The sequence below is a fragment of the Candidatus Berkelbacteria bacterium genome (assembly GCA_016432625.1).
Taxonomy (GTDB): domain Bacteria; phylum Patescibacteriota; class UBA1384; order 2-12-FULL-50-11; family 2-12-FULL-50-11.
Window position 1 is genome coordinate 252,730 of the sequence record CP066697.1, and the last position, 24,412, is coordinate 277,141.

26 protein-coding genes, 4 tRNA genes and 1 other RNA gene are annotated in these 24,412 nt (G+C 48.7%); 19 read left to right on the plus strand and 12 right to left on the minus strand.

Going from position 1 to position 24,412, the window contains the following annotated elements; genetic code table 11:
• The first annotated feature begins 21 nt into the window (after positions 1-21).
• Together HY845_01500 and HY845_01505 are read left to right on the plus strand one after the other, a co-directional pair.
• Complete coding sequence (locus HY845_01500; protein QQG51992.1) at positions 22-1,365, plus strand: PAS domain S-box protein; 1,344 nt, start codon at positions 22-24, stop codon at positions 1,363-1,365.
• A gap of 31 nt (positions 1,366-1,396) precedes the next feature.
• Positions 1,397-1,783, plus strand: coding sequence for a response regulator (locus HY845_01505; protein QQG51993.1), 387 nt, complete (start codon positions 1,397-1,399; stop codon positions 1,781-1,783).
• Here the strand turns inward: HY845_01505 and HY845_01510 are convergent.
• The 6 genes from HY845_01510 to uvrA all read right to left on the minus strand — a co-directional run bounded on the left by HY845_01510 (position 1,780) and on the right by uvrA (position 7,392).
• Positions 1,780-2,514: a hypothetical protein gene (locus HY845_01510; GenBank protein ID QQG51994.1), complete on the minus strand. Its 735-nt coding sequence runs from the start codon at positions 2,512-2,514 to the stop codon at positions 1,780-1,782. The two genes, HY845_01505 and HY845_01510, sit on opposite strands and share 4 nt — an antisense overlap.
• A gap of 154 nt (positions 2,515-2,668) precedes the next feature.
• Positions 2,669-2,739: transfer RNA gene (locus tag HY845_01515), tRNA-Gln, on the minus strand.
• Between the two features lie 75 nt (positions 2,740-2,814).
• Positions 2,815-3,126, minus strand: a complete 312-nt coding sequence (locus HY845_01520; GenBank protein QQG51995.1) for a hypothetical protein — start codon at positions 3,124-3,126, stop codon at positions 2,815-2,817.
• 74 nt (positions 3,127-3,200) lie between these two features.
• An RNA gene (gene rnpB, locus HY845_01525) (RNase P RNA component class A) lies at positions 3,201-3,893 on the minus strand.
• A gap of 66 nt (positions 3,894-3,959) precedes the next feature.
• The gene (locus HY845_01530; protein QQG51996.1) at positions 3,960-4,571 is read right to left on the minus strand and encodes a ribonuclease HII; all 612 of its coding nucleotides are present in this window, start codon (positions 4,569-4,571) and stop codon (positions 3,960-3,962) included.
• Positions 4,522-7,392 carry an excinuclease ABC subunit UvrA gene (uvrA, locus tag HY845_01535; protein QQG51997.1) on the minus strand — a complete coding sequence of 957 codons (2,871 nt, stop codon included), beginning with the start codon at positions 7,390-7,392 and terminating at the stop codon, positions 4,522-4,524. Before uvrA ends, HY845_01530 begins: the two co-directional genes overlap by 50 nt.
• Before the next feature lie 120 nt (positions 7,393-7,512).
• On the opposite strand from uvrA, the gene HY845_01540 reads away from it, so the two are divergent.
• The 5 genes from HY845_01540 to rplT are packed head-to-tail and all read left to right on the plus strand — an operon-like array spanning position 7,513 to position 9,886.
• On the plus strand, positions 7,513-7,977 hold the full coding sequence (locus tag HY845_01540) for a polymer-forming cytoskeletal protein (GenBank protein ID QQG51998.1): 465 nt from the start codon (positions 7,513-7,515) through the stop codon (positions 7,975-7,977).
• A gap of 34 nt (positions 7,978-8,011) precedes the next feature.
• Positions 8,012-8,737 carry a hypothetical protein gene (locus HY845_01545; protein QQG51999.1) on the plus strand — a complete coding sequence of 242 codons (726 nt, stop codon included), beginning with the start codon at positions 8,012-8,014 and terminating at the stop codon, positions 8,735-8,737.
• Complete coding sequence (locus HY845_01550; GenBank protein ID QQG52149.1) at positions 8,738-9,328, plus strand: translation initiation factor IF-3; 591 nt, start codon at positions 8,738-8,740, stop codon at positions 9,326-9,328.
• Positions 9,328-9,522, plus strand: a complete 195-nt coding sequence (locus HY845_01555; GenBank protein QQG52000.1) for a hypothetical protein — start codon at positions 9,328-9,330, stop codon at positions 9,520-9,522. Before HY845_01550 ends, HY845_01555 begins: the two co-directional genes overlap by 1 nt.
• A 1-nt stretch (position 9,523) precedes the next feature.
• Positions 9,524-9,886, plus strand: coding sequence for a 50S ribosomal protein L20 (rplT, locus tag HY845_01560; protein QQG52001.1), 363 nt, complete (start codon positions 9,524-9,526; stop codon positions 9,884-9,886).
• 1 nt (position 9,887) lies between these two features.
• Here the strand turns inward: rplT and HY845_01565 are convergent, their stop codons facing one another.
• A complete protein-coding gene (locus HY845_01565) occupies positions 9,888-10,649 on the minus strand; it encodes a prolipoprotein diacylglyceryl transferase (protein QQG52002.1) in 762 nt (253 codons plus the stop codon).
• Positions 10,650-10,879: 230 nt separating this feature from the next.
• On the opposite strand from HY845_01565, the gene HY845_01570 reads away from it, so the two are divergent.
• Positions 10,880-10,951: transfer RNA gene (locus HY845_01570), tRNA-Val, on the plus strand.
• Positions 10,952-11,005: 54 nt separating this feature from the next.
• On the plus strand, positions 11,006-11,554 hold the full coding sequence (gene lepB, locus HY845_01575) for a signal peptidase I (GenBank protein ID QQG52003.1): 549 nt from the start codon (positions 11,006-11,008) through the stop codon (positions 11,552-11,554).
• Here lepB and der read toward each other — a convergent pair.
• Positions 11,541-12,572, minus strand: a complete 1,032-nt coding sequence (der, locus tag HY845_01580; GenBank protein ID QQG52004.1) for a ribosome biogenesis GTPase Der — start codon at positions 12,570-12,572, stop codon at positions 11,541-11,543. The genes lepB and der overlap by 14 nt on opposite strands.
• A gap of 30 nt (positions 12,573-12,602) precedes the next feature.
• Here der and HY845_01585 point away from each other — a divergent pair, with 30 nt between their 5' ends.
• From HY845_01585 to HY845_01625, 9 genes are all read left to right on the plus strand, one after another.
• Positions 12,603-14,333 (plus strand): hypothetical protein, encoded by a 1,731-nt coding sequence (locus HY845_01585; GenBank protein QQG52005.1) that lies wholly within the window; start codon positions 12,603-12,605, stop codon positions 14,331-14,333.
• Between the two features lie 55 nt (positions 14,334-14,388).
• Positions 14,389-15,768 (plus strand): methionyl-tRNA formyltransferase, encoded by a 1,380-nt coding sequence (gene fmt, locus HY845_01590; GenBank protein QQG52006.1) that lies wholly within the window; start codon positions 14,389-14,391, stop codon positions 15,766-15,768.
• Positions 15,769-16,215: a 30S ribosomal protein S16 gene (rpsP, locus tag HY845_01595; GenBank protein QQG52007.1), complete on the plus strand. Its 447-nt coding sequence runs from the start codon at positions 15,769-15,771 to the stop codon at positions 16,213-16,215.
• Between the two features lie 60 nt (positions 16,216-16,275).
• On the plus strand, positions 16,276-16,650 hold the full coding sequence (locus HY845_01600; GenBank protein QQG52008.1) for a hypothetical protein: 375 nt from the start codon (positions 16,276-16,278) through the stop codon (positions 16,648-16,650).
• A complete protein-coding gene (locus tag HY845_01605; protein ID QQG52009.1) occupies positions 16,647-19,061 on the plus strand; it encodes an ATP-dependent Clp protease ATP-binding subunit in 2,415 nt (804 codons plus the stop codon). The genes HY845_01600 and HY845_01605 overlap by 4 nt, the downstream gene beginning before the upstream one ends.
• Positions 19,062-19,152: 91 nt before the next feature.
• Positions 19,153-19,500, plus strand: coding sequence for a KH domain-containing protein (locus HY845_01610; GenBank protein QQG52010.1), 348 nt, complete (start codon positions 19,153-19,155; stop codon positions 19,498-19,500).
• A gap of 77 nt (positions 19,501-19,577) precedes the next feature.
• Positions 19,578-20,216: a tRNA (guanosine(37)-N1)-methyltransferase TrmD gene (trmD, locus tag HY845_01615; protein QQG52011.1), complete on the plus strand. Its 639-nt coding sequence runs from the start codon at positions 19,578-19,580 to the stop codon at positions 20,214-20,216.
• 49 nt (positions 20,217-20,265) lie between these two features.
• On the plus strand, positions 20,266-20,550 hold the full coding sequence (locus HY845_01620; protein QQG52012.1) for a hypothetical protein: 285 nt from the start codon (positions 20,266-20,268) through the stop codon (positions 20,548-20,550).
• On the plus strand, positions 20,550-21,272 hold the full coding sequence (locus tag HY845_01625) for a 50S ribosomal protein L25 (protein QQG52013.1): 723 nt from the start codon (positions 20,550-20,552) through the stop codon (positions 21,270-21,272). Before HY845_01620 ends, HY845_01625 begins: the two co-directional genes overlap by 1 nt.
• 13 nt (positions 21,273-21,285) lie before the next feature.
• Here HY845_01625 and HY845_01630 read toward each other — a convergent pair.
• The 4 genes from HY845_01630 to HY845_01645 form a co-directional block, all read right to left on the minus strand.
• Positions 21,286-21,357, minus strand: a tRNA-Thr gene (locus tag HY845_01630).
• A gap of 41 nt (positions 21,358-21,398) precedes the next feature.
• Positions 21,399-22,166 carry an ABC transporter permease gene (locus HY845_01635; GenBank protein ID QQG52014.1) on the minus strand — a complete coding sequence of 256 codons (768 nt, stop codon included), beginning with the start codon at positions 22,164-22,166 and terminating at the stop codon, positions 21,399-21,401.
• A gap of 1 nt (position 22,167) precedes the next feature.
• Positions 22,168-22,974, minus strand: a complete 807-nt coding sequence (locus tag HY845_01640; GenBank protein QQG52015.1) for an ABC transporter ATP-binding protein — start codon at positions 22,972-22,974, stop codon at positions 22,168-22,170.
• A gap of 309 nt (positions 22,975-23,283) precedes the next feature.
• Positions 23,284-23,354 (minus strand) — tRNA-Gly (locus HY845_01645).
• A 48-nt stretch (positions 23,355-23,402) separates the two neighbouring features.
• Between HY845_01645 and HY845_01650 the strand changes: the two genes are divergently transcribed.
• Complete coding sequence (locus tag HY845_01650; protein ID QQG52016.1) at positions 23,403-24,410, plus strand: hydroxyacid dehydrogenase; 1,008 nt, start codon at positions 23,403-23,405, stop codon at positions 24,408-24,410.
• Positions 24,411-24,412 lie beyond the last annotated feature (2 nt).

Here is a 24,412-nt window from a genome sequence, read left to right on the forward strand (position 1 = left end):
AAGCTTGAAAAGTATCGAGCGATGACTCGCCGTCGCCTCGACGAGCTCACTGATGTGTTAGCTCAAATTTCTGTCGGTGACCTATCGGCCAACGTGCGAATTCCTAAAAAGGAAGATGAGTTTACTGATTTATACGTCGGCGTTCAGCTTATTCTCGAAGTTTTTCGCGAGAACATTAAGTATTTTGAAGCAGCCAACGAGGACCTTGCCAGGAATATCGAAAAAGTGGAGGCGTCTAGTTTAGTTATCGAGCAGGAAAAGGTAATCGACGAAGCGATTTTAGAAAGTATTGGTGAAGGATTAGTGGTGACCGATATCTCTGGCAAGATAATGGTAGTTAATCGACAAGCAGAGGAGATGTTCGGCATACCTTCGCGGGAGATGATCGGCAAGAAGTGGTCGAAGACCGTAAAGGCACGTTACCCGGATGGGGCGGAGCTAACCGATGAACAACGTCCGAGCCTACTGTCGATAACTAGACACCGCAAAGTAAACCATCCCCACCTTATTTTTTCGACTCGTCGTGTTAAAGAGCTCGCAGTGGCTATTACCTCGACGCCGATACTGATAGGTAAGACAGTCATCGGATCGGTCTCGGTTTTCCGCGATATCAAAGAAGAGCGCGAGATTGATCTGGCTAAAACCGAGGTTATCTCATTTACTTCGCACCAGCTGCGCACCCCGCTCTCGGTTATCAACTGGTATAGCGAGGTGTTGCTGAAGGGTAATCGTGGCAAACTGACTCGTCCACAACACGAGTATCTAAAAGTTATTCATTTTACGACACGTAGAATGATTGAGCTGGTGAATACTTTCCTTAGTATTTCGCGGATTCAGCTTGGGAAATTAGTTGTAGAGTATGCGCCAGTTGACGTACGAAAGGTTGTCACCGAAGTTTACAAGGAATTAATCCCTCAAGTGACGCAGCGTGACCTTAAATTTACTACGCAGTTTGACGAAAAACTGCCAAAAATCATCTCCGACGCCAAGTTGTTACGGATTGTTTTCCAGAACCTATTTGGTAACGCGGTCAAGTACACTCCGGACAAGGGAAGCATTAGTGTCGAAGTTTCCGTGATTAGGCCGAAGGATAATTTGCCAATTAGTGAGGGAGTTTTGGTGGTTATCAGAGACACTGGGTACGGCATTCCGAGAAAACAGCAAGACAAAGTATTTACTAAACTTTTCCGCGCCGAGAACGCCAAAATTATTGACACAGAAGGTGCGGGGCTAGGACTCTATATGGTCAAATCAATCCTAAATCATACGGGCGGCGATATTTGGTTACGCTCGCGGATTAATCGGGGGACGGTTTTCTTTGTGGTGTTGCCTCATCAACCAAAAATTGAGGAGAAATCCCGTTGACAGGCCACAAGCTGAACGGTTGAATATCCACATGAACCAATCAAAGAAGCAAATCTTAATTATTGAGGACGACAGTCTGCTGCGCGGCGTTCTTCGTGACGAGCTTGAACGAGACGGCTTCGGTGTTTCCGAGGCCAAGGACGGCAAAGTTGGCTTAGAAATGGTCTCAGAGACGTGTTACGACCTCATTTTGCTTGACATTGTCATGCCTAACCGCGATGGCCTATCTGTTTTGCGTCAAATGCGCAAATTCGATAAATGCGCCAAGGTACCGGTTATTTTACTTTCAAATCTCAACGACCCAGAAAAAGTCGCCGAAGCGATGATGGATGATTATGTTCACGACTACCTAGTCAAATCCGACTGGTCGCTCGCAGACGTATCGAAGAAAGTTAAAAACCTCCTAGGGGTTCTTTAACGAAATAGATCTTCCCGGGTCCGGGAGCAGAAAAGCTGACCGGCGCTTGAGCGGTAGAACCGACCTTTTGAATCGAGTTGTCTGTATGAATTAAGCTCTTCGCTAGTATTGCTGAGCCAAGCGTAGTTTTCGTTGAAAACAGTCGTTGGACAACGTCCCGCCAAATAAAAACCATCGCTTATTAGCGATTTGATAATAAATAACGCCGAGATAGCAATTATCGTCAAAGCGCCAGCAGTAAGCGTTATCTTTGCCCGACCGAAGACGAGGATAATTATCCCTCCAGCAAAAAACGCGTAGTCGGCCACTGTGCGCCACGGGGAGATTTGCAGTTCAGCTAGTGCCTCTTGGGCTGTAAATACTCCGAATAAGAAGAGTAAGGGGAAAATTGACGGCGCAACCATCCACAAAAAGAAGATAAGACCGGGAATTTGCCAATTAGTCTCGCCCGGTTGGGAAAAACTTAGCGTCAGTATCCCGATAAATAAACTCGTCAAAATTCCGCCCGCTATCGCCAAGAATTCAACGTTAGTCGAAAACGGTGGAGTTACCGAGTGTAGCCATAGGTAAAAGATTACCGTAAAGAAAAAGCCGCCAAATATTAGCCAAAAAAATAACCACGTTGAGAGTGCGGCACGAAAACTGTTCCGTGGCCTAATCTTCGCTAGTCGCCGTACTAGGCGCCGCTCAAGCGCGTAGAGGATTTCGTATTCTCGAGTTATGGTTAGCATGACAAGAGGTTACCACGATTTTGTCAGATTCGGACTAGGCGTATTATTCTGAGGAAGAAGGACTACTCGTAAGCTTCGCTTGCTCCCGGGCTTGGAACCCGAGCTCGCAAGCTCGCTCAATCCAAGCCCTCTAGCTCGTCGCTGACGCTTCTCGCTCCCGGGCTTGGATTCGAACCAAGATAGTCGCCTCCAAAGGGCGGTGTCCTACCATTAGACGACCCGGGATTACCGCTATATTTTACCTTAAAACATCTTGATTTGCAGGTAGCGAGCAGGCGGCCATAAGGCCGCCTGGGTCGGTTAAACTGTTTCCTTATCTTCGATCCACTCTGTTTCGACTTTAAGCGGCCAGAAATGACCCTCATTGTTAATAACAAAAGCGATCTCGAAGCTGCGGTAACAGACAGTAGCGAAGCGTTTTTTGACCGGTCGACGCTCTGAAAGGTCAACGCGACCGATAACGAGGCGGCTCGTGCCGTTTGGCACGAAGACTTCGATGATACCGCTACCGCAGTTCTTGATCGAGGTGGCATGGTCGGGAAACACCAACCGAGCTGCCTCTTTCAATAGCCACTCGTTCGACGCGGTATAGGGACGTTTAAGGTGCTTCATGACACACTCCTAACGGCGCCAATATACTCTTAAGCTCGGCAGTAACGCAAAAGCGCCTCCTTGCGGAAGCGCTTTTAGCGGAAACCTAATAAGCCGGGTTCTGTAACTACCTTGCGGCAGCTCGCGAACATTAATCTAATGCGTTGAGACCAACTATTCTGTCTCGAGACCGAGACGGAGCTCGTTGTTCCTTTTGGGAACGATGAACTTAATGAATAGCGGCCCGCTCAACTTGCACCACGCTGGGTTTAGCCACTCGCCTTATTACTAAGGACGATTGTGAGCTCTTACCTCACTCTTTTCACCTTTGCCTTTTCCGATTCAGTTAGGAAGGGGCGAACAAGTCGCCCAGATTAAGGGGACGGGTCGAATGAACTAGGTCTAGTTACAGGTCACGCTGACGATTGTTGCCTTGACTACACCAGCCTCGGCGTACATTCCTTGGCAACTGTTTTCGGCCCATCGTCTTGCTTTGCGATCGGCTTCTTGGCGGTTTTCGGCATCGATCGACTTTTCCAAAGTTTTGATATAAGAACCATTCTCATTGATTGGTTCGAACACACCTGCCTTGGCTTTGCACGTGACTCGAATTTTAGCGGTTGCATTAAAGTACATGAATATCACCTCCTAACTGAACCGGACATTGGCTGTTTTGTTTCTGTGCCACTTTCCCTTGCCTTACGACAGCCAGCCGTTAGCTGGAGCGCGTCTCTATGGTGCCCGGACTTTCCTCACATTTTAAAATGCGCGATCGCGTTGATTTCACGGAAATTATAGCCCAAATTATCGTGAAAGTCCACCGCTAGAGTGGCGATTTTCTCTTATTGTAAAGCTTAGAGAAACGATTGCCGGTGCAGCGTGCACGGTCCGATTTCACTGATTTTCTGGCGATGAAAAGCGGTGCCGTAGCCGGCGTTCTGGTGCCAGACGTATTCGGGGAAAAAGCGGTCGTAAACTTTCATCAGCTGATCGCGATAGACTTTTGCCACTATAGAAGCGGCCGCAACGGGGTAGAACAAGGAATCACCGTGGGTGGCTCTAATGTATCGGCATTTGGTCGGCGGGTCGTAATGGTCCGTTAAGACCAGGTCGGCTTCAAATTCACTAAGAGCTCTTTGGTAGGCTAGTCGTAGGGCCTGGCTCAACCCGAGGCTATCAATTTCTAAGTGGCTAGCGTAGCCGAAACGGATTCTCACAACGGATCTATGTATAATCTGAGCAACCTCTGCCCTGAAACGACGTTCCAGAAGTTTGGAATCGTTAACACCGGGAATCTCGGTTGCTATTTCAACTGCGGCAACAATCACCGGCCCGGCTAATGCCCCGCGGCCAACCTCATCGACGCCGACGATTTCTTGATAACCTAAATCTTGAAGCTGTTTTAAAAGATGAAAATCAGGTGTGGACGGGCTGAGCGGTCTTGGTCTTAGCTTTTTTGGGAGCATCTGCCTTTGACGATACCAGGAATTTGCCGGTTATCGACTGCGGGTTCTTGATAATTTCATCCGGCGTCCCAGTAGCCACGATGTTACCACCCTTTGTACCGCCATCCGGGCCAAGGTCAACAATCCAATCGGCACAGCGAATTACGTCGGTGTTATGTTCGATGATGATCACCGTATTACCTCTATCGACGAGCTGATAGAGCACTGTTAGCAATTTCTGAATGTCCTCAAAATGTAGGCCGGTTGTAGGTTCATCCAAAATATAAAGCGTTTTGCCGGTCTCGCGTTTTGCGAGCTCAGTAGCGAGTTTAATGCGTTGTGCTTCACCGCCAGATAACGTCGTGGCTGGCTGTCCGAGTCGCATATACTCTAGGCCGACTGACTGTAGGACGGAGAGTTTTTCCGTAACCTCAATTTCGCCATCGAAAAAGTTCAACGCTTCTTCAACCGACATTTCTAGGACGTCGCTAATATCTTTGCCCTTGTACTTTATCTCAAGTGTCTCGGCGTTGTAGCGACGGCTGCGGCATTCAGGGCACTGGACGTAAACATCAGGCAGGAAATTCATCTCAATTTTAATTTGGCCATCACCGCGACAGTGCTCGCAGCGACCACCGCGTAAATTGAAACTGAAACGAGATGGGTCGTAGCCGCGATTCATCGCTTCACTAGTGTTAGCAAAAAGTTCCCGAATTGGGCCTAGGGCACCGGTGTAAGTGGCGGGGTTACTGCGAGGTGTGCGGCCGATTGGTGACTGGTCGATGTTGATAATGTTGTCTATCTCCTCCGTACCCTCGATACGTTCGTGCGGTGCTGGGTCGTCGCCTGATCCATGGAACTGATTTTCTAGAGCCCGGGCCAGAGTATCTTCTACGAGCGTTGATTTACCGCTGCCAGAGACGCCGGTGACGCAAATCAGGCGGTTGAGCGGGAACGAAGCAGTGACGTTTTTGAGGTTATTGCCTGTGGCGCCAACGACAGTTAGATAGCTCTCGGCATGTTCGTGACGGTGCTCGGGTAGTGAGATGGATTTTTTGCCTGACAAATAGGCACCCGTAACTGAATTTGGGTCGTTAAGGATCTCTTTCAAAGTTCCTTGGGAAATAATTTTTCCACCGTGCTCTCCTGCACCTGGTCCCATGTCGATAATCTCATCGGCACGCAGCATCGTTTCTTTATCGTGCTCGACGACAATTACCGTGTTACCGCGTTCTTTTAGCTCCTCGATAGTTTGCAGCAACTTGTCGTGATCGCGGGGGTGCAAACCAATTGACGGCTCATCAAGAATATAGATAACGCCAGTTAGCCCTGCCCCAAGTTGGGTGGCTAGGCGAACCCGCTGCGCTTCGCCGCCAGCTAACGTTGAAGTCGTTCGGTCGAGCGTGACATAGCTAAGGCCAACCTCAAGTAGATAGCTCAAGCGGGAGCGGATTTCTTTCAAAATAGGTACGGCGATAACCTGCTGTGAGGCGTGAACCGAAGCAGATAGTTCGGCGAAGAAATTATTCGCGTCCTCAATCGACATGGATGTGGCGTCAATAATGTTCTTATCTTTAATTCGGACGCTGAGAACCTCTACTCTAAGTCGCTGGCCGTTACATGACTGACAGGTTTTCTCGACCATATATTTTTCAATCTCGTTTTTAAGATAATCGGAATCCGTTTCGCGGTAACGCCGTTCCAAGTTTGGAAGAATGCCTTCGAAAGCTTCCTCGTCGGAGTCGTTAGTGGTCTTTTCACCGTGGAGCAGGATATCTAAAGTTGCCTCTGGCAACTCTCCGACAGGGGTGTCGAGGCTGAAGCGGTATTTAGCACTTAAGTCGTTTAAGACCTTTTGATACCAATTGGCGTGGCTTGTCGTCCGACTCCAAGGGCGAACAGCACCTTCAGCGAGAGTTAGTCTAGGGTTAGGGATAACTAGGTCGCGATCAGCGACCATTTGCACGCCTAAGCCCTGGCAAATCTGGCAAGCACCCTCGGGGTTATTAAACGAGAAGAGCCTCGGTTCAATATCAGGAAATTGCCAGCCACATTTGGTGCAGGCGAACTTCTGTGAGTAAAATTCTTCTTTGTCGCCGTGGGAGGCGATTAATAGTCCGTTCCCTAACTTCAAGGCTCGGTCGACAAGTTTAAGTAGGTCTATTTGCGCCAATTGCTCTGATTGGTCGTTACTAACGGGAAAATCGATAGAGCCAACTAGGAATTCGATGGTGTGTCGCTTGTTTTTATCAACCTCTAGACCGATTGCCTCGTTGATATCCATTTCGACGCCATCAACACGTACACGTAAAATGCCCGACTTCTTGCCCTGCTTTAAGTGAAATTTGTGTTCTCCCTTACGAGCCTGGACGATCAGGGCATACAAAGTAACTTTTAGAGTTTCTTCCAAACGGAAATGCTTTAGGATTGCTCGAGCGATTGATTCTGGTGACTGTTGGGTGATTGGGATATCGCACTTCGGGCAAAATGGCGTACCCACACGTGAAAATAGTAGACGCAAGAAGTCATAAATCTCGGTCGCTGTAGCAACCGTTGAACGTGGGTTACGGGCGGCAGTCTTTTGGTCAATAGCAATTGCCGGCGCTAAACCCTCGATGTAATCAAAGTCTGGTTTCTCAATTTCGCTTAAGAATTGACGGACAAATGAGCTCAGCGATTCGATATAGCGCCGTTGTCCTTCGGCGAAAATAGTATCAAAAGCAAGCGAAGATTTACCGGAGCCAGAGAGACCGGTCACTACCGTGATCTTGTTTTTGGGAATCTCTACCGTCAGATTCTTCAGGTTATGGGTTCTGGCGCCGACGACGCGAATGCTTTCCATGTATGAACTGCCTGCAAGTCTAGCAAAAAAATATTGACACTTCAACCCCCTAGGGACTTGCAAATAGCCGTCTTTGGGATACAAAAGAAACAGTAATAAAAGGTAAGCACGAGGAGGCATATGCTAAAAGGCTCGAACATAACAGGTGAAACTGACGGTCCGGGCACAACCGTCGGTGTCAACGTCGCCTTGTCCGGTACATTGCGAGACCAGAATGATATTCATATCTTCGGTCTGATTGATGGTGAAGTGATTAGCGAGAAAACCGTCACAGTTGGCAAAACGGCCCAAGTAAAAGGACCTGTCCGTGGACAGATAGTATCAATCGCCGGTACAGTCCGCGGCTCGATTGATGCGTCAGATAAATTAGAGCTCCTAGATACAGCGAAAGTTTTCGGCAGTATTTCAACGAAGGATTTGGTTATCCATTCGGGTGCCGCCTTTGTTGGCAAATGCACTATGCCTTCCGAGGGTGCAGAAGAAGAGGCAGAAGAAGCGGCGAGCGAAGAGGCAAGCGAGCCAGAGGCCGAAGAGACTGAAGAACCAGCAGACGTAGAAGCGGAACTAACTCCGGAAGAGGAGTAATGACACCGGGCGTTCTTCGCCCGCGCCTTAAGTAATGTACTACTATATCCTCGAGGCACCGGCAAATCGTTCAGTGCGTCAAACCTACCAGCGTCTGCGGGATATTTTGACGAACCTTGGTATTGCCGGCGAGATGGTAGCGGCAAGTCCAGCCCGAACTCCCGAGGAACTTGCCGGAATGGGGATCGAGAAGGGATATTCAACCATTGTGGCAGTTGGAGGCGATCATCATATCAATCAAGTCGCCACGAACGTTATGAACCGCGCCGTATTAGGGATTGTGCCGATCAACGCTTCCAACCAAGTTACGGATCTAGTCGGCGTCAACGACATCCGTGCTGCGGCTGAAACGCTTAAATTTAGACGCCTGACTATGGTCAGCACTGTTTTAATTGAACCTGACCTACCGTTATTTTTAGATGCCGAGATTCTTCCCGAACGCTTAGCGAAAGTCAGTCTGGTAATTGATAATCGAGTACGTGCGTTCGCTTACTTCAACCGAGCAGTAATTAATCGTTCTTTGGAAATTCATCTAGAGAGCACTCATGTCACCGAACCAAAAAAAGTATTAGGTATTTTCTCTGTCGGCGGCAATATCGTAAAGTCTGAGAGCCTGCTTCACGGTCGATCGGTACGATTAGTTACCGATCCTGACCTGCCGTTACTGGTGGCGGGGCGGCCGGTCGCGACGTCGCCGTTGCAGCTTCGATTGCTCCCCGAATCCTTGAAAGTCATCACCAGGCGTGGTACAGTTTCCTAGATAACTCATGGGTCACAAACAGGCTCAGTTAGGGAATGTACATTAACCGAATTCAGTTCGGCATACTTTGCGTGGGAGACAACAATTAACGACCGCGAACACCGCATCAATCACGAAATTCGTGTTCCCCAGGTTCATTTAGTTCTAAATGACGGGGAATCGCGCGGTATTGTCTCTACACAAGAAGCTCTGCGTTTAGCTCGCGAAAGCGGACTCGACTTGGTTGAGATTGCTCCAAAGGCAATGCCGCCGGTTGCCAAGATTCTTGATTACAATAAGTTCCGCTACGAACAAGAAAAGAAAGCTCGCGCTTCTGCCAAGTCAGCCAAGAACCCCCAGCTAAAAGAGGTTAGGTTGAGTTTTGGCATCGGGGCACATGATATCGAAACTAAAGCCAAACGGGCCAAGGAATTCTTGGACGAAGGACACTTCATCCGTGTTTTTATCACCTTGCGTGGCCGCGAAAATGTCTTTCCCGGCAAAGCTAAGCAGACCCTGGAAACTTTCCGAGATGCAACTGAATCAGCGGTTGAACAGCCTATCACCCAAGTTGGTAATAAGATCCAAGTTATACTAAAACCAAAAAAGTAATGCCAAAGATTAAGACAAGAAAAACTATCAAGAAACGTGTCATCGGTGTCACCGCCGACGGCTTGCTGCGTCTGCGCAAACAGTCAAACCAGCATCGAGCTCGCTTTAAATCTACTCGCAGCATGGCGAACGCCGCTAAGTCGCAAAAAGTAACCAGAACTCTATCTAAGAAAATCCGAAAGGTAACCAAGTAAAATGGCACGAGTTAAGCGCGGTTTACAGGCTCATAAGCGTCACAAAAAAATCCTCCAAGCGGCGAAGGGCTACAAGCTTGGTCGGAAGAATATTTTCCGTCTCGCTAAACAAGCTGTCTTGAAAGCCGGGCAGTACAGCTATCGTGATCGTCGCAATAAAAAGCGCGATTTCCGCAAGCTTTGGATTGTTCAGTTAAATGCTGCGGCACGAGCTCACGAGATGAGCTATAGCCAGTTTATTTACGGGCTCAATAAGGCAGAACTAAATATCAACCGCAAGGTCTTGGCCGAGATGTCAGTAAAAGCTCCGGACAAGTTCGCATCAATCGCCGTCAGAGTTAAAGCAGCCCTTGCTAAAGACTAATTTACCGGCGCCTAAGCAGAATATTCTTGAAATTAGAGACAGCTCCTGAAGAGCTGACTTTTGGACCGTGCAAGAACCAGAAGATGGCGTACACGGCGACGATAAGCGTTAAATATGAAATTGCTTCGAATTGCGCGATTCCCTCGCCAAAATCAGCCTTGAGTGTTTTGATTAGAAACTCTGAGAGTAAGAAGCCCTCTATGGCCAGGAAGAAAATAACTCCCTCTCGTAATTTAGACTGAGCCCAAATAACGCTTAGCGCTGTTGCCAGTCCCATCGCGAGTAGGCTGCCGTATAAATCGACTGGATATGTACCGTTTAGTGCCAGGAAGTTGCCCGCTCGTCCAACCGTACAGCTAGATAAGTGACAACCGAATTTACCGACGCCCCAACCATAAAGCAGGGATAAAAGCCCGATGTCTAACATGACCCAGTTTGAGAGTTTATCTCGACGTAAGAAATAAAGATAAGCTGCGAAACCGGCGAGCAAACCTGTCAGCGAGACCAGTCCGCCCTGCCAAAAATAAAAAACTTGCCAGAAACTTTGGAACTGATCGTGATAGAGTGCGTAATAACCGATTCTAGCCCCTATTAGACCGGCAAGCAGGCTGTAAAGTACTATATCGAAAAGCTGTTGAGTGGGTAGTTTCTTATGTCTGGCGGCACGGTAAAGAAATACCCCAGCCACAATTGCCCCAAGGGCAATGAAGGAGCCGAAAGAATACAGCTTAAACTTTCCGATCGAAAAAAGTACCGGATACATCTCGAATCGGCTTCAACTATCGCATTTCTGTCCTGATTGGTCAATCTAACCTGGTGACTTACGTGGGGTTGAAGGGTAAAATGAAGCAGTCCGTAATTTGGCGGGTGGTTCGGGTACGAAGTACCAAGAACGGCCGCAAGATGCGGGTGATTCTGAACACAAAGTGCGAGGAACGACCGTCGTAGACGGGTGATTCTGAACATGAAATGTAAAGAACGGCCGCAAGATGCGGGTGATTAGCTCAGCGGTAGAGCATCGCGTTCACATCGCGAGGGTCGCTGGTTCAAGTCCAGCATCACCCACTTCGTAAGAATAAATATTTCCAAGATCCAACCAATTGATTACAATAATGACCAATGAGGAGATTCTCTAGTTTAGTTGAAGTTGTCAAAGTTGTAGCGATAGTTTTCTTGTCGGCGATTGTAATTCGCACCTTTGTTTTTCAACCCTTCGTTGTTGAGGGCTCGAGTATGGAAGGCAACTTTCACAACGGCGAATATCTGTTTATTGAAAAAATTTCTTATAAACTAAAAGTCCCCAAAAGGGGTGACGTTATAGTTTTTCGCTACCCACGCGACGTTCGATACAACTATATCAAGCGTGTTATCGGTTTGCCTGGGGAGACCATTCAGATCAAAAATGGCCACGTTTATGTCGCCGGCGAACTGCTCAAGGAAGACTATCTGAAGAATGATGAGGGCACTTTCGTTGATAACAATCGCGACCTGGATTACGAAGTCACGTTGGAAAAAGGACAGTATTTTGTGATGGGGGATAATCGAGGACACTCCTCGGATTCGAGAGAATGGGGGCCGCTTGATGAGCGATTTGTTATCGGTCGCTCGGCGCTAGTACTCTATCCGCACGCGAGTTTTCGGGCGATTGCCTCGCCTACTTACCGCTAGCGACGTTTTCTTTTAGCCAGGTTAGTACCTTGTCGGTATTCTCGCCCTTTAAGGCTGATACAGGGATATTCGGGAATTTATGAAGATATCTATGAAAAGGCATACGGCCGGTTTCAATAAGATCCATTTTATTTATAACGATAAGTAAAGGTTTGCCGAGATCATGGGCGAAATAAATTAGGTGCAGATCACCTCTAGTTGTCCCTTCGCTGGCATCGATTACTACTAACACCGCGTCAGAACGAGAAATGGTTGTTAGGGCTCGTTTAACACTGAAATCTTCGGTGCCTCGAGCGATTCTGCCACGCCGACGCACGCCCGCCGTATCGGCTAGCAAGAAGTCAGTGCCGTCAATAATTATTTTTTCAGTGACGATATCGCGTGTCGTCCCCGCCAGCGGACTCACTACCGCCCGATTAGATTTAGTTAAGCTATTTAGTAGGGTAGATTTACCAACATTTGGTCTGCCAACGATAGTTATAACTGGCGCAGATGGATCGTTAATTTTTACCTTTGGCAGATCGTTACTGGCGGCTTCTAGCAAATCTCCGACGCCGTTTCCCTTGATGGCCGAAACGGCGAAAGTCTTTAGTCCGAGATAGTCATAGGTTGATAGCTCGGCCCGACGTTTCGGCGAATCCATTTTATTGGCTACCAGCCAGACGTTTTTCGTTTGACGCAGAGTTTTAATAAATTGCAGATTACTTGGAGTGAGGCCTGAGGTTGCATCGAATACAAACAGAACCAAGTCGGCTTCAGTCACCGCCTGCAGTGTTTGCGATTTTATTTTCTGGTACAGTTCCGACTCGTCTTCAGCCAGGCCACCGGTATCAACCAGATTAAAGCGCCAGCTTTGCCATTCAACTTCACCATAAATACGGTCGCGCGTGGTGGACTCTTCACGGGCCGTTATTGCCTGCCACGAACCTGTCATACGATTAAATAACGTCGACTTACCCGCGTTGGTCGGACCAACGAGGGCAATAAGTGGCAAGTTGTCCTCAGATTTTTTGCGCATTGTATGCATGACTGTTAGTTTGGTTTCGAGATGCTTTACGCCCAAGTAGTCGTTAAACAGCGCACTAGCGCCCATGAGCTGACATACGAGATTCCTGCCTCAATGTTACCTTATATTAAGGTTGGCAGTCTAGTCACCGCCCCACTCCGGCGAAGGCAAGTGACGGGAATTGTTGTCGAACTTCAGCAACGCCTTGAGCATAAACTGCGTGGCAAGGTGCGCCCGATCGCTAAACTGGAACGAGACCAGCAGTTAAGTGAGCGGCAAATTGAGGTAATTAAAAAACTGGCGGCGCATTATGGTGCGAGTAACGCTGAAGTCGCCTTTCACGCCTTGAAATATTCGTTTATCCCCAAAGTTCAAACCGTCCGCTCAACCGAGAAGCCCACTTTTATCCAAGCAAAAACATCACGACGTTACGAGGAATATCTCAAGATCATTACTCGGGACGACGGAACGACTTTCCTTGTATTGTTCGCCCAGAAGAATTTTGCTCAGGAATTTGCGAGAATAGCGGCGAAAGTAGTCGGCGAAGTTGTGCTTGATAACGACAAGTCCCAGGCGCGACGAATTATGCAAGACAGACTTGGTTCGGGTAAGCGAATAGTGCTTGTTGGTACTATTCAACAAGCCTTTTTCCCCTTGGATTCCGGCGACTGCATCATCGTCGACCAACCAAGTCATATCGGCGCTAAACAGCAGCAGCGTCCCTTCATGCGCCTCGGACGCATCGCTGAAATTCGCGCTACAACGGAATCTTTGCGGCTAATTACTGGCGACATACTTCCCGAAGTCGGAATTCTGCCTAAATTCTTACGACATGAATGGCAGTTGCAGAGCCATCCGCCTACTGCCCAGCCATTACTAATTTTTAGTCGTCAGGGTACACGTTCGTTCCTTGTACCAGGGGTGGAGGACGAGCTTAGGACTCGAGCTAGCGTGAAAGGCAAGGTGCTAATTATTGTGCTTTCACGAGGCGTGGCGCCTGCTCTAGTATGTGCTGATTGCGCTCAGATTATCGATTGCGCTAATTGCGGCAGAACTATTTCGGTAACTCGCTCAAAACTGAAGTGTCGTTATTGTAGTCATGAACAAGCGATTCCCTCAAAATGTCCGAACTGCAACCGGAATAATTTGCGCCCGGTGGGTGAGGGGGTCGAGAGCGCTATGAGTTACGTTAGGCAGCTTGTGCCGAATGTCGAAGTCGAAGTTTTCAGTAGCGATCAACCTGTTTTTCCGCATCGAGCAAAAATAGTTATATCCACTGAAAAGATCTTCAACGTGCCCCGAGCGGAATTCGACTCGGTTTTCTTTCTTAGCGTCGATCGTCTATTATCCGGCACGGAAATAGAAAGTGCCTGGGAATTGATGAACTACATATTGACGCTGCCGGGGGAGAAAATTATCCAGACATACCTTCCCGAGCATCGTCTGTGGGGTTATGCCGGCACGGGGAACATAAAAAAATTTTTCACTGAAGAGTTGACGCTTCGACGTCGTTATCGTTTACCACCGTACAGCGTTTTCTTTGCCGTTGTCGGTCAGTCAAGCGCCTTAGAGTCGTTACAGCGGCAAGCAAAAATAATTACCGACAACTTGGCAGAAATCCTTCCTGCGGCCGAAATAGGGCTAGCGGAGTATGAATTACTCACCGAGCATCACGGTAAGATCGGTATCTTAACCTCGCGTCTGACAAATAGACAAAAAGAGACGATCCGCGAAACCTTGCCACCTAACTGGCACCTTGATATTGAGCCATAAATACTGACGCATCGCCGGATGACAAATTAAACCTGTTAGAGTACAATTACCAAGCATGAAATCGCCAAAGGCCGGCAAATTAGAACTCAAGGTGATTTATCACCCCGCTTTGCGACGTCAAGCTCGCCCTGTCGTGGACTTCGGCCCAGATTTAAAGAACGAAGCCGAACAAATGATAAGAGTGATGAAGGAACATCACGGTCTCGGTTTGGCAGCGCCACAGGTTGACCTTGATAAGCGGCTAATCGTTTACGGCTACGAGCCAAAAAACAAAGATGATAAATTGCCGGCGATCCCTTTCACGGCCCTAATGAACCCAAAAGTAGTTAAGTTCAGTCAAGAAAAAGAGACCATGACTGAGGGATGCTTATCGCTACCCGGGCTAGAGCTTCCTGTGACCCGTAGTGCCGGGGTGACGGTCAACGCTCAGAACCTTGATGGGCAACCGGTAGTGATTAGAGCTAAGGGTCTGGCGGCACGAGTTTTGCAGCACGAGATTGACCATCTTGACGGTATCTTATTCACTGATCGAGCCGATAATTTCCGCGATCTTGCCGATTACAGGTTTGCGAAAATTGTTTTCTTTGGTAGTGATGATTTTTCCTTACCGGTCTTGCGAGCACTCGTCGCCGCTAAATTAAGCATTATCGCGGCAATAACCGAGACGGATAAACCAGCTGGTCGGGGCGGGAAGTTACTGCCGACGCCAATAAAAACTGAGGCCGATAAGTTGGGTATCGCCATAATTCAGCCCGAGTCTAAGGAAGAAATCACCGCAGTTATCCGACAGCTCAAGCCGGATCTAGTCGTTTTGGCGTCCTACGGCAAAATTTTGTTACCGGAAACACTGAGTACGCCGACCTTCGGGGCGCTCAACGTTCACCCTTCACTCCTACCGAAGTACCGCGGCGCCACGCCAATTCAAAGCGCTATTTTAAGCGGGGAGGACAAGACTGGCGTGACGATAATGACGATGGCACCAGAGGTGGACGCCGGCTTGATGATCGCTCAGGAAACTCACCGCATCGAGTCAAGTGACACTGCCGCAACACTACGCCATAAACTCGCCCAACTAGGCGCGACGCTTCTTGTTAACGCTATACCGCCGTACTTAGCCGGACAGGCAAAGTTGGCTCACCAGATGGAAAATCAGGTTACAAAAACGCAGAAACTGAGTAAGGAAATGGGCCAGATCGACTGGTCGAAGCCGTTACAACAAATTGACCGGGAAATTCGGGCGTTCTACCCATGGCCAGGGGCGTACACCGACCTTGCCGGGAAACGGCTTAAGTTTCTTGGTAGCCGGTTTGAAGCTGGTAGGTTGATACTGGAGACAGTTCAGCTTGAAGGGAAAAAGCCGGCTGCTTGGAGTGACTTTGAGCGGGGCTATCTTCAGGTATTGAAGAAAACTGACTGGTACGGTAAGATTTCCTAGATGTTAGTTATACGACTCCGCCGAATTGGTAAGAAAAATAAACCGACGTATCGCGTCGTTGTTGCTGAGCATTCCTACCCGATTGACGGCAAGTTTACGGCTGATTTAGGGTTCTATAACCCTCACACGAAAAAAGTTGGCCTCGAACTCAAAGAGGTCTCCCTATGGCTCGACAAGGGTGCTAAGCCTTCGAATACCGTCGCCAAAATCCTGCAGCATGAAAAACTCAAGCATAAATCTGTAGTTATCCACACCCGTAACCGCAAGCCGAAAGCGGAGCTTAAACCAGCTAAGGAGAGCTCTAAGCCTGCTGCCGCTCCGACAGAAGAAGCCCAAACCCCGGCTGCAAATGATACAGAGAACTCCGCCGAAACACCGTCTGCTGAAGTCGAAGAGTCAGTTGTTGAAGAAAGTACACCAGAAGAAGAGCCTGTTGCCCAAGCGTAAGGTCGCTTGAGGGCTAACCGAGCCTTTTAGGCTAAGCTCGGGTATTATGTTTGAGGAGGGATGGTTTTAACTGGATTTTTTGTTTGGTGGTACGGCGAGGGGCTTACTCAGAGCTTCCAGATTATTCTTGCAACCGCCGAAAAAATTATTGATTTTTTCTCGCTGGAGATTCTTTTTAAGACCTGGGTATCGCCCTGGAAAAACGACGTCCTTTCCGCAGAGAACATTTCCCTATCAGATCAAATCCATCTCTGGCAGATGAACTTAGTCAGTCGTTTCGTTGGCTTTGTCGTTCGAACGATGATAATTATCGTCGCGATAATTTGCCTCGGAGTTAGCGGCGTACTTGGCGGTCTGGCCTTAGCGTTCTGGATCGCGCTGCCTCTTGCAGCGGTGTTGTTTCCGATCCTTGGAGTGAGGATGTTGTTCACATGAAAACGCGAGTCTTGCAAACCGAACGGGCGAATTTTCTGCAGCTCTACCAGTCGCTGCCTATTACCGTATTCCGCGCAACAGTATTAGGAATTGGGGTTCTAGCAATCTTTGGTAGCGTCCTGCCACTCATTAACATTGAGTCGCCAAATATTACCGGGATTTCACTTATCTTATTGGGGCCGTGTTTAGCGGTTTGGGCTTTTCATTTTTACATAATTTACTTACGCGATAATCCAGAATTTTTAATTGGTGAAAGGGAGCGCAAGGAGCTATTAAATAACTTTGATTACGTCGGCGCCCAGGCTTTGTCTTCACTTGAAAGTAGAAAAAGCTACCAACCGTTATGGCAGGCGTTATTTACTAAACCAGCGATTGAATCAATCTTTTTCCGTTTAGGCCTTAGTAAAGAATTATTAATCGAAGGTTTCGCCTCCGCCCCGTCGGGTGACGCTGAGCGTTTGGCCAAAACCGCCCAATCCCTAGCTGCCGGCAAAACGGCTGACTGTTTCGATTTGGCTCGCACCCTCTTACGGGAACCAGGGTTGCAAGCGTTCCTAAAGCAGCAGAAATTGCCTCCCGATACCGTTGAGGACTTAGTCAGTTTTTATCAGGCACGTTACAAGCTCTCGCAGCATGATCATTTTTGGCTACCGGAAGGCTCGAGTCGCGACGGCGGCGTTGCTCGTTCCTGGTCTATCAGCTACACCAATTTACTTGATCAGTTCACGGAGAAAATACCGCCGCAAATTTCGCGCCGTGTTAAGTATTTCCCCTTTTACGGGCGTGAGAAGCTCGTCGAACAGGTAGTAACGAGTCTTAACAAAATTGAGGGCCAAAATATCTTACTTGTCGGAGAGCCAGGAATTGGCAAGAAAGAGCTGTTCTACTCCATCGCTTCTCGAGTGACGAACTACCAGACGAAAACTGGAATAGATGGTTATGAGGTGCGAATTCTCGACCTTCAGTCAATGCTGGCCGCGGCACCAACTGTTGAACAGCTTGGCCCACTTTTTCAGGGCCTCTTTCGCGACTTAACCAGTGCCGGCAACGTAATCCTACTCGTACCAGGTATTGATTTGCTTCTAGCTACAGAGGGTGCTGGCTCGGCTGACGTTGGTAATTTGCTAACCGAATACCTCTCGCACGATAAAATCCATATCATCGGCACGATTACGCCGGCTCATTACGTAACCATGGTTCAGTCAAAATCGATCTTAGCCTCAAAGTTTGTGGCGATTGAGGTTGGCGCTCCGAAGGGCAGGGATTTGGAGAAAATTCTCCTTAACAGCTTGCCACCAATTGAGAGCCGGTACGGCGTATTTTTCCAGCTTCAGTCATTACTAACCACCGTTCAGCTGTCGGATAGGTACATCAAAGATAAAGTCTCGCCTAAGCGCGAGATTGACCTTCTAGAGGAAATTGCCGCTTCAGCCCACGCCAAGAACACTGTCTTCGTGCTCCCGGAGGACGTAATGTTGGTTGTTGAGCAGCGGACCAAGGTGCCGCTACAGGTTAACGAAAAGGAACAGAAGACCTTACTGAATCTAGAAGAAGCCCTTCACCAGAGGATTATCGGGCAAAATCGCGCCATCAAGCTTGTGAGTGACGCGCTACTTAGAGCTAGAGCCGGCTTAAGTACCGGCAAGAAGCCAATCGGTTCGTTTCTGTTCTTAGGGCCAACGGGCGTTGGTAAAACCGAAACCGCCAAGGCCTTAGCGCAAATATATTTTGGGAGCGAAGAAAAGATTATCCGCCTGGATATGACCGAGTACGCTGACGAAAATGCGCTATCCAAATTACTCGGAACTGACGAGCTAAGGCATCCGGGCAGCTTGACTGTCGCGATCATGCAGAGCCCCTCAACCGTTCTACTACTGGACGAAATCGAGAAAGCTTCTGATACAGTGAAAAATGTTCTGCTCCAATTACTCGACGAAGGTCGTCTAACCACTAATTTCGGCAAAGTCCTAGATTTCACCAACACGATTGTCATCGCCACAAGTAACGCCGGATCAAGTTTTATAAAGAGTCAGGTCGAGCGCGGTGCCGAGGCGGCGACTACGGAGAAACAGCTACTTGATCAGCTCATAAGCGAGAGAACCTACCTTCCCGAGTTCCTTAATCGTTTCGATGGCGTTGTGGTCTTTTTACCGCTAACTAAAGCTGAAGTGAAACAAGTGGTGCTCTTGCAGCTTGAGCAGCTGAAAGCCCTAGTCAAACAGGAAAAAGGACTCGAGCTGGAGATCGCGCCAAGCGTAATAGAAACTCTGGCGGCCAAGGGCTATGACCCAGTGTTTGGGGCGCGAGCATTGCAGCGAGTCATGAAGCAAGAGCTGGAGACGGCGATCGCGCGTGAGATTATCGCCCAGAACCCAGACCCCGGGACGAAGCTAGTTATCTCTTCCCTGTAGAGCTTTACAAGCGTAAACCGCTCTGTTACAACTTGTTAAATCGCAGTGGTGTAGGTCGAGGCTGCGTTACTCGCGTAAGACAAAGGACAGCATGGCAGAAATTACAGATCAAGAATACGTCGAAAGTATCGTAAAGCCTCTGGTAGAAAATCCCGAGGAAGTTGTCACTAGCCGAACCGTCGATGAGATGGGTGTTTTAATCCAGCTCACTTTGAACCGCTCTGATATGGGTAAGGTTATCGGTCGTGACGGACGAACCGCTAAAGCGATCCGCTCGCTTTTGCGCGTCTTCGGTTCAAAATCGAATGCCCGCATTAATCTGAAGATCGTTGAGCCTGAAGGTGGCGAACCGGCTCCGGAAAAAGTAAAGAAGGAAGAAACTGAATCAATTCCGGAAGAGAAGCCAACCTCAGAAGAAAAAGCTACTAGCGTTATCTAGATAAAACAGAATTGTTAGAATTGTGGCCGCGCCCGAGTGGGCGCGGCCACTACGTTGTCTTGAGGTACAATTGAAAGATGAAGGTTGATGTTCTAACGCTATTTCCGGATCTAATTGAGCAGGTTTTGACTCACTCTATACCTGGTAGAGCTCAACGTAGCGGAGTTGTTGACCTCAACGCGCATCAGTTACGCACTTGGGCGATAGATAAACGAGGTACTGTCGACGATTCGCCGTACGGCGGCGGCCCGGGAATGGTTCTGCGCGTTGACGTGGCACACGCAGCGCTCGAAGGAGTCGATCACGGACATAGAGCACATCGCATTATGCTCTCGCCGGACGGCGAACAGTTTACGCAAGAAATTGCCGAAAAATTAAGCCATGAAAAAAGGTTGGTGCTACTTTGTGGGCGTTACGAGGGTTTCGACGCCCGGATTGAAAAATACGTCGACCAGAAACTCTCGATCGGACCGTACGTTATCAGCGGTGGCGAGCTAGCCGCGGCGGTTGTGATCGACGCTGTCACTCGCCTTCTATCAGGAGTTCTAGGAAATGCCGCTTCTCTAGAATCCGAAACCTTCGTCGAGGGGCAAACTGATTTTCCGCAATATACTCGACCAGAGGTTTACAAAGGAAAGAAAGTCCCCGAGGTACTACTTGGCGGGCACCACGCCGAGATCCAGAAATGGCGCGACACCCAACGTCGGCAGGTTTGACGTTCTTGGTTGACGAGTTGCCGATTTATCAGGTATCATCTAGGTAGAAATGCGTTCCCTACAGGACGAAATTGCCGAAATGCAGCGCGAGCTTTCCTGCCCGGTCTGTAACCGGACTTTTTCGCTACGAGATATTCAACTTAAAGCGTTTAACGACGAGCATAACGTTGAGCTCTCCGTTATCTGTAACCGGGGCCATTTTCCGGTCATCTTGCTAGTGCCAGTCAACCTGAAAGAGGTTGCCAAGGCCGGCCTGATTACCAAAACCGAGCTGCAACGCACCGTAAAGGCGCTTGACAGTTTCGAAGGCAGTTTCGAAAACATCTTGAAATAATGGTCAACAAAACGATTGCTCTACACGCCGAAGGGCGTGAAATTACTGGGAAAAAAGTAAAAAAGCTGCGCCAACGCGCGGTGATGCCTGCTGTAGTTTATGGTCGCGACCTTGAACCAAGTCCTATCTCAATTGACCTCAAGGAGTTCAAGAAAGTTTTTGCTGAGGCTGGAACGAGCGCTTTGGTGGACTTAACTATTAATGACGCTAAGCCGATCAAAGTGCTTCTTCACGAACCGCAAACCCATTATCTTAACGGTGAGCCGATTCACGTCGATTTTTATGCCGTTAAAATGACCGAAAAAATTGAGACAGCCATTCCGATTACTTTCGTTGGCGTTTCGCCAGCCGTGGAAGAAATGGAAGGCAACTTTATCTCTAACAAAGACGAACTTAATATCCGTTGTCTGCCGGGCGATCTCATTCCAGGAGTTGAGGTTGATTTAACCGTACTCAAGACATTTGACGATCAAGTACGCGTTAAAGATATCCAGGTGCCGGAAACAGTTGAGGTTACCGACGATCCTGAAGACGTGGTTTGCCTCGTCGCCGCGCCAATCAGTGAAGAGGAGCTCGAAGCTGAGCTAACTGAAGACACCGCTGCTGAAGAAGCTGCCGTTGCTGAGCTCGGTGCTGAAGAAGCTGCCGAAGGTGAAGAAAAAGCCGAAGGCGAAACCGCTGAAGCCGAAGCCTCACCAGAGCCAGAAACAAAAGACGCCTAAGGTGATCAATCTGAGCCACCTCGGGGATTTGAACCCCGGACCCACGGTTTACGATACCGTTGCTCTACCACTGAGCTAAGGTGGCGACTGAAGTATTCTACCCTAAAATTAACCTTGAATTAAGGCTTACTTTATTGCCTTGCGGAACGACATGACGGTTAACGTCACGAGGACGATGAACATCCCGGCGGCGGCATAAAAACCGTAGGCAATATCCGGATTACCCCAACCGTCAAGGACGAGGGCGCGGATCCCCTCAATAATGTAGGTGACAGGGTTGTAATCAGTAATTTGGGCGAAAGTCGATGGCAGAAGCTCACGCGGTGATTGTGACGTTGTTAGGTAAAGCAGCGGGAAGACCAGGATAAACAACGACTGAACTAGGCGAGCATTCTGAGTTCTAAGGGCGGAGATCATGCCGATACAGCTCCATGCCATCGCGAATAGAATCAGCATCCCAAACATCGCCAATACCCCGAAGAAACCGGTTTTAATAGTCACGCCCCAAACCAAAAGTAAAATCAGCATAACCACGCCCTGTAAAATGGACTGAACGGCGATCTCAGTGAGTTTTGCTAAGACGATGCTCAGGCGGTTAATCGGCATTATGACCAATTTCTTGAAATAACCACTTTGAATATCTTGGACTAACTCAATACCGGCGTTACCAGCCGAGAAGAAGATCGCCGTAAAAATTGCCACAGGGGCGATGAAGTCTTTATAAGAAACGTCAGGGAAACCAGGGACTTTAGCGAACGACGACAATGAGAGCGAGTTTACCGCAAAGAAAAAGATCGGCATAAAAAACGGTGGCAATAGCGCCATGAGCGGTCGCCAAATCAGTTTAATGTTACGGATCGACAGATAATACCAATCAGAAAAGAAAGTCGTCATGCTAGCTCCTCATCCTCACGAATGGGTCAGCGGCGTTCTTATTAACATCCTCCTCGCCGATATTGTGTCCGGTGGTTTTAAGGAAAACTTCTTCGATATTTTTGGCGTTATGTTTCTTGATTAATTCTTGCGGTGAACCCATTTCAACGATCTGGCCTTTGTCCATAATCGCTAAACGTTCACAAAGCTCCTCGGCCTCTTCCATAAAGTGAGTAGTCAGGAAAATCGTCATACCCTCTTTATTGAGCTTGCGCAGGTGACTCCAGATCAGTTGCCTGGCATGTGGATCGAGGCCTTGGGTCGGTTCATCAAGGAACAAGACCTTTGGCTCGTGCATCAAGGACAGGGCTAAGTCGAAGCGACGACGCATGCCGCCAGAGTACGTTGAAGTAAATTTGTCGGCAACTTTCTCAAGCTCAACTAGTTTGAGGAGCATGCTGACTCGCTGCTGGATTTTTTCGTTATCCATGTGATAAAGCTTGCCGTGCAATTGCAGCATTTCTCGAGCTGTCGCCACCTCATCAAGGCCAACTTCTTGCATGGCAAAGCCGACACGCTTATATATTTCGTCTAGGTTATCTTCGAGCCTCAGGCCGTCAATCTTAATTTCGCCCGAAGTTTTCTTGACCAAATTGACGAGCATATTGATGGTAGTTGTTTTACCAGCCCCATTGGGCCCTAAAAAGCCAAAGAATTCGCCCTGACGCACGTCGAAACTAACCCCCCGCACCGCCTCGGTACCGCCCGGATAGGTTTTCCTGATATCTTTGACGCTGATGATATTTTTTGACACGACAGTAGAACTCATGAGTCAACAGTATGCCAAACGAAAAGTTGCCTGTAAAGTATGCCAACAGCAGATCATCCAAAACATTTTCCACGGCCAGCGTTACCTTAATTCAAAGACTAGAGAAACTACTAAAGCTCTTTTGGCCAAGTGTGACTAGGGTAAGTACATGCAACGACTCGTGTTGGTGAGAACCGATTACGAGAAGCATCGCGACGACCACCCGGTTTGAGGCGATGGCGTTGTGACAATTAGTCCACCTCGACTCTAGCAAACTTCCCGGCCCCCTCCGGGATTTTTGCTATTTTGTTGAGGCAATTTCCTTGTTCGAGCGGGTGAGGGGAATTGAACCCCCTTCTCAACCTTGGGAAGGTTACGTCATGCCGTTAGACCACACCCGCGTTTTTAACAGGGTTAGCTTACCTGATGCGGTGTGGTACAGTAAAGGTATGGAGGGGAAGCGTGTAGTCTTTTTTGAGGTAGAAAAATGGGAAGAAGAGTTCTTTCGTGAGCGATTACACGGCACGGAACTTGTCTTTTATCCGCATCGTTTGACGCCGCATAACGTCCCCGAGGCCGAGGGGGCGGATTTCCTGGTCTGTTTTGTTTACTCTGACCTGAAGGCTCATGTCCTCGATCAGTTGCGCGACATCAGGGGGATTGCCACGATGTCAGTGGGTACTAATCATATTGATATGAAACTAGCCCACGAGCGTAATATCACGGTTTGCAACGTCCCGGCGTACGGCCCAAACACCGTCGCGGAACACGCGATCGCTCTCTTACTGGCACTGTCTCGTAATATCGTCCCCTCTGTCGAGCGAACCCGCGACGGTGACTTTGACTATCGCGGTCTGACAGGTTGGGACTTGATGGGCAAAACGCTCGGCGTTGTCGGCACTGGCAAAATTGGTGCTCACGTTGCCCGGATCGCAAGCGGCTTGGGTATGCGCCTTATGGCCTTCGATCCCAAACCAAATGACGAACTAGTAGAGAAATACGGTGTTGAATTTGTTTCATTGCCGCAACTGCTCCACGCCAGCGATGTTATTACCCTCCATTGTCCGTTACTTGCTAACAACACCCACGTCGTCGGGCGCGACGAGTTCAAACAAATGAAAAGAGGAGTGGTATTAATTAACACCGCACGTGGCGGCTTAGTCGACACGAGAGCCTTGCTCGAGGCGATCGATGATGGGATCGTCTCCCAAGCGGCTGTCGATGTGTTGGAGGACGAGGAGCTTCTACAAGAAGAAAAAGAGTTTTTCTCACCGTATTTCCAGCTTAAAGACTACCAAACAGCGCTCGCCGATCACGCCCTAATGCGTCACCCGAAAGTTTTAGTCACGCCGCACAACGCGTTCAATAGTCGAGAAGCGCTCGACAATATTTTAGAAACTACCGCTAAGAATATCGAAGGAATGCTGACGAGCGATCTAGTTAATGTAGTGAGCTGACG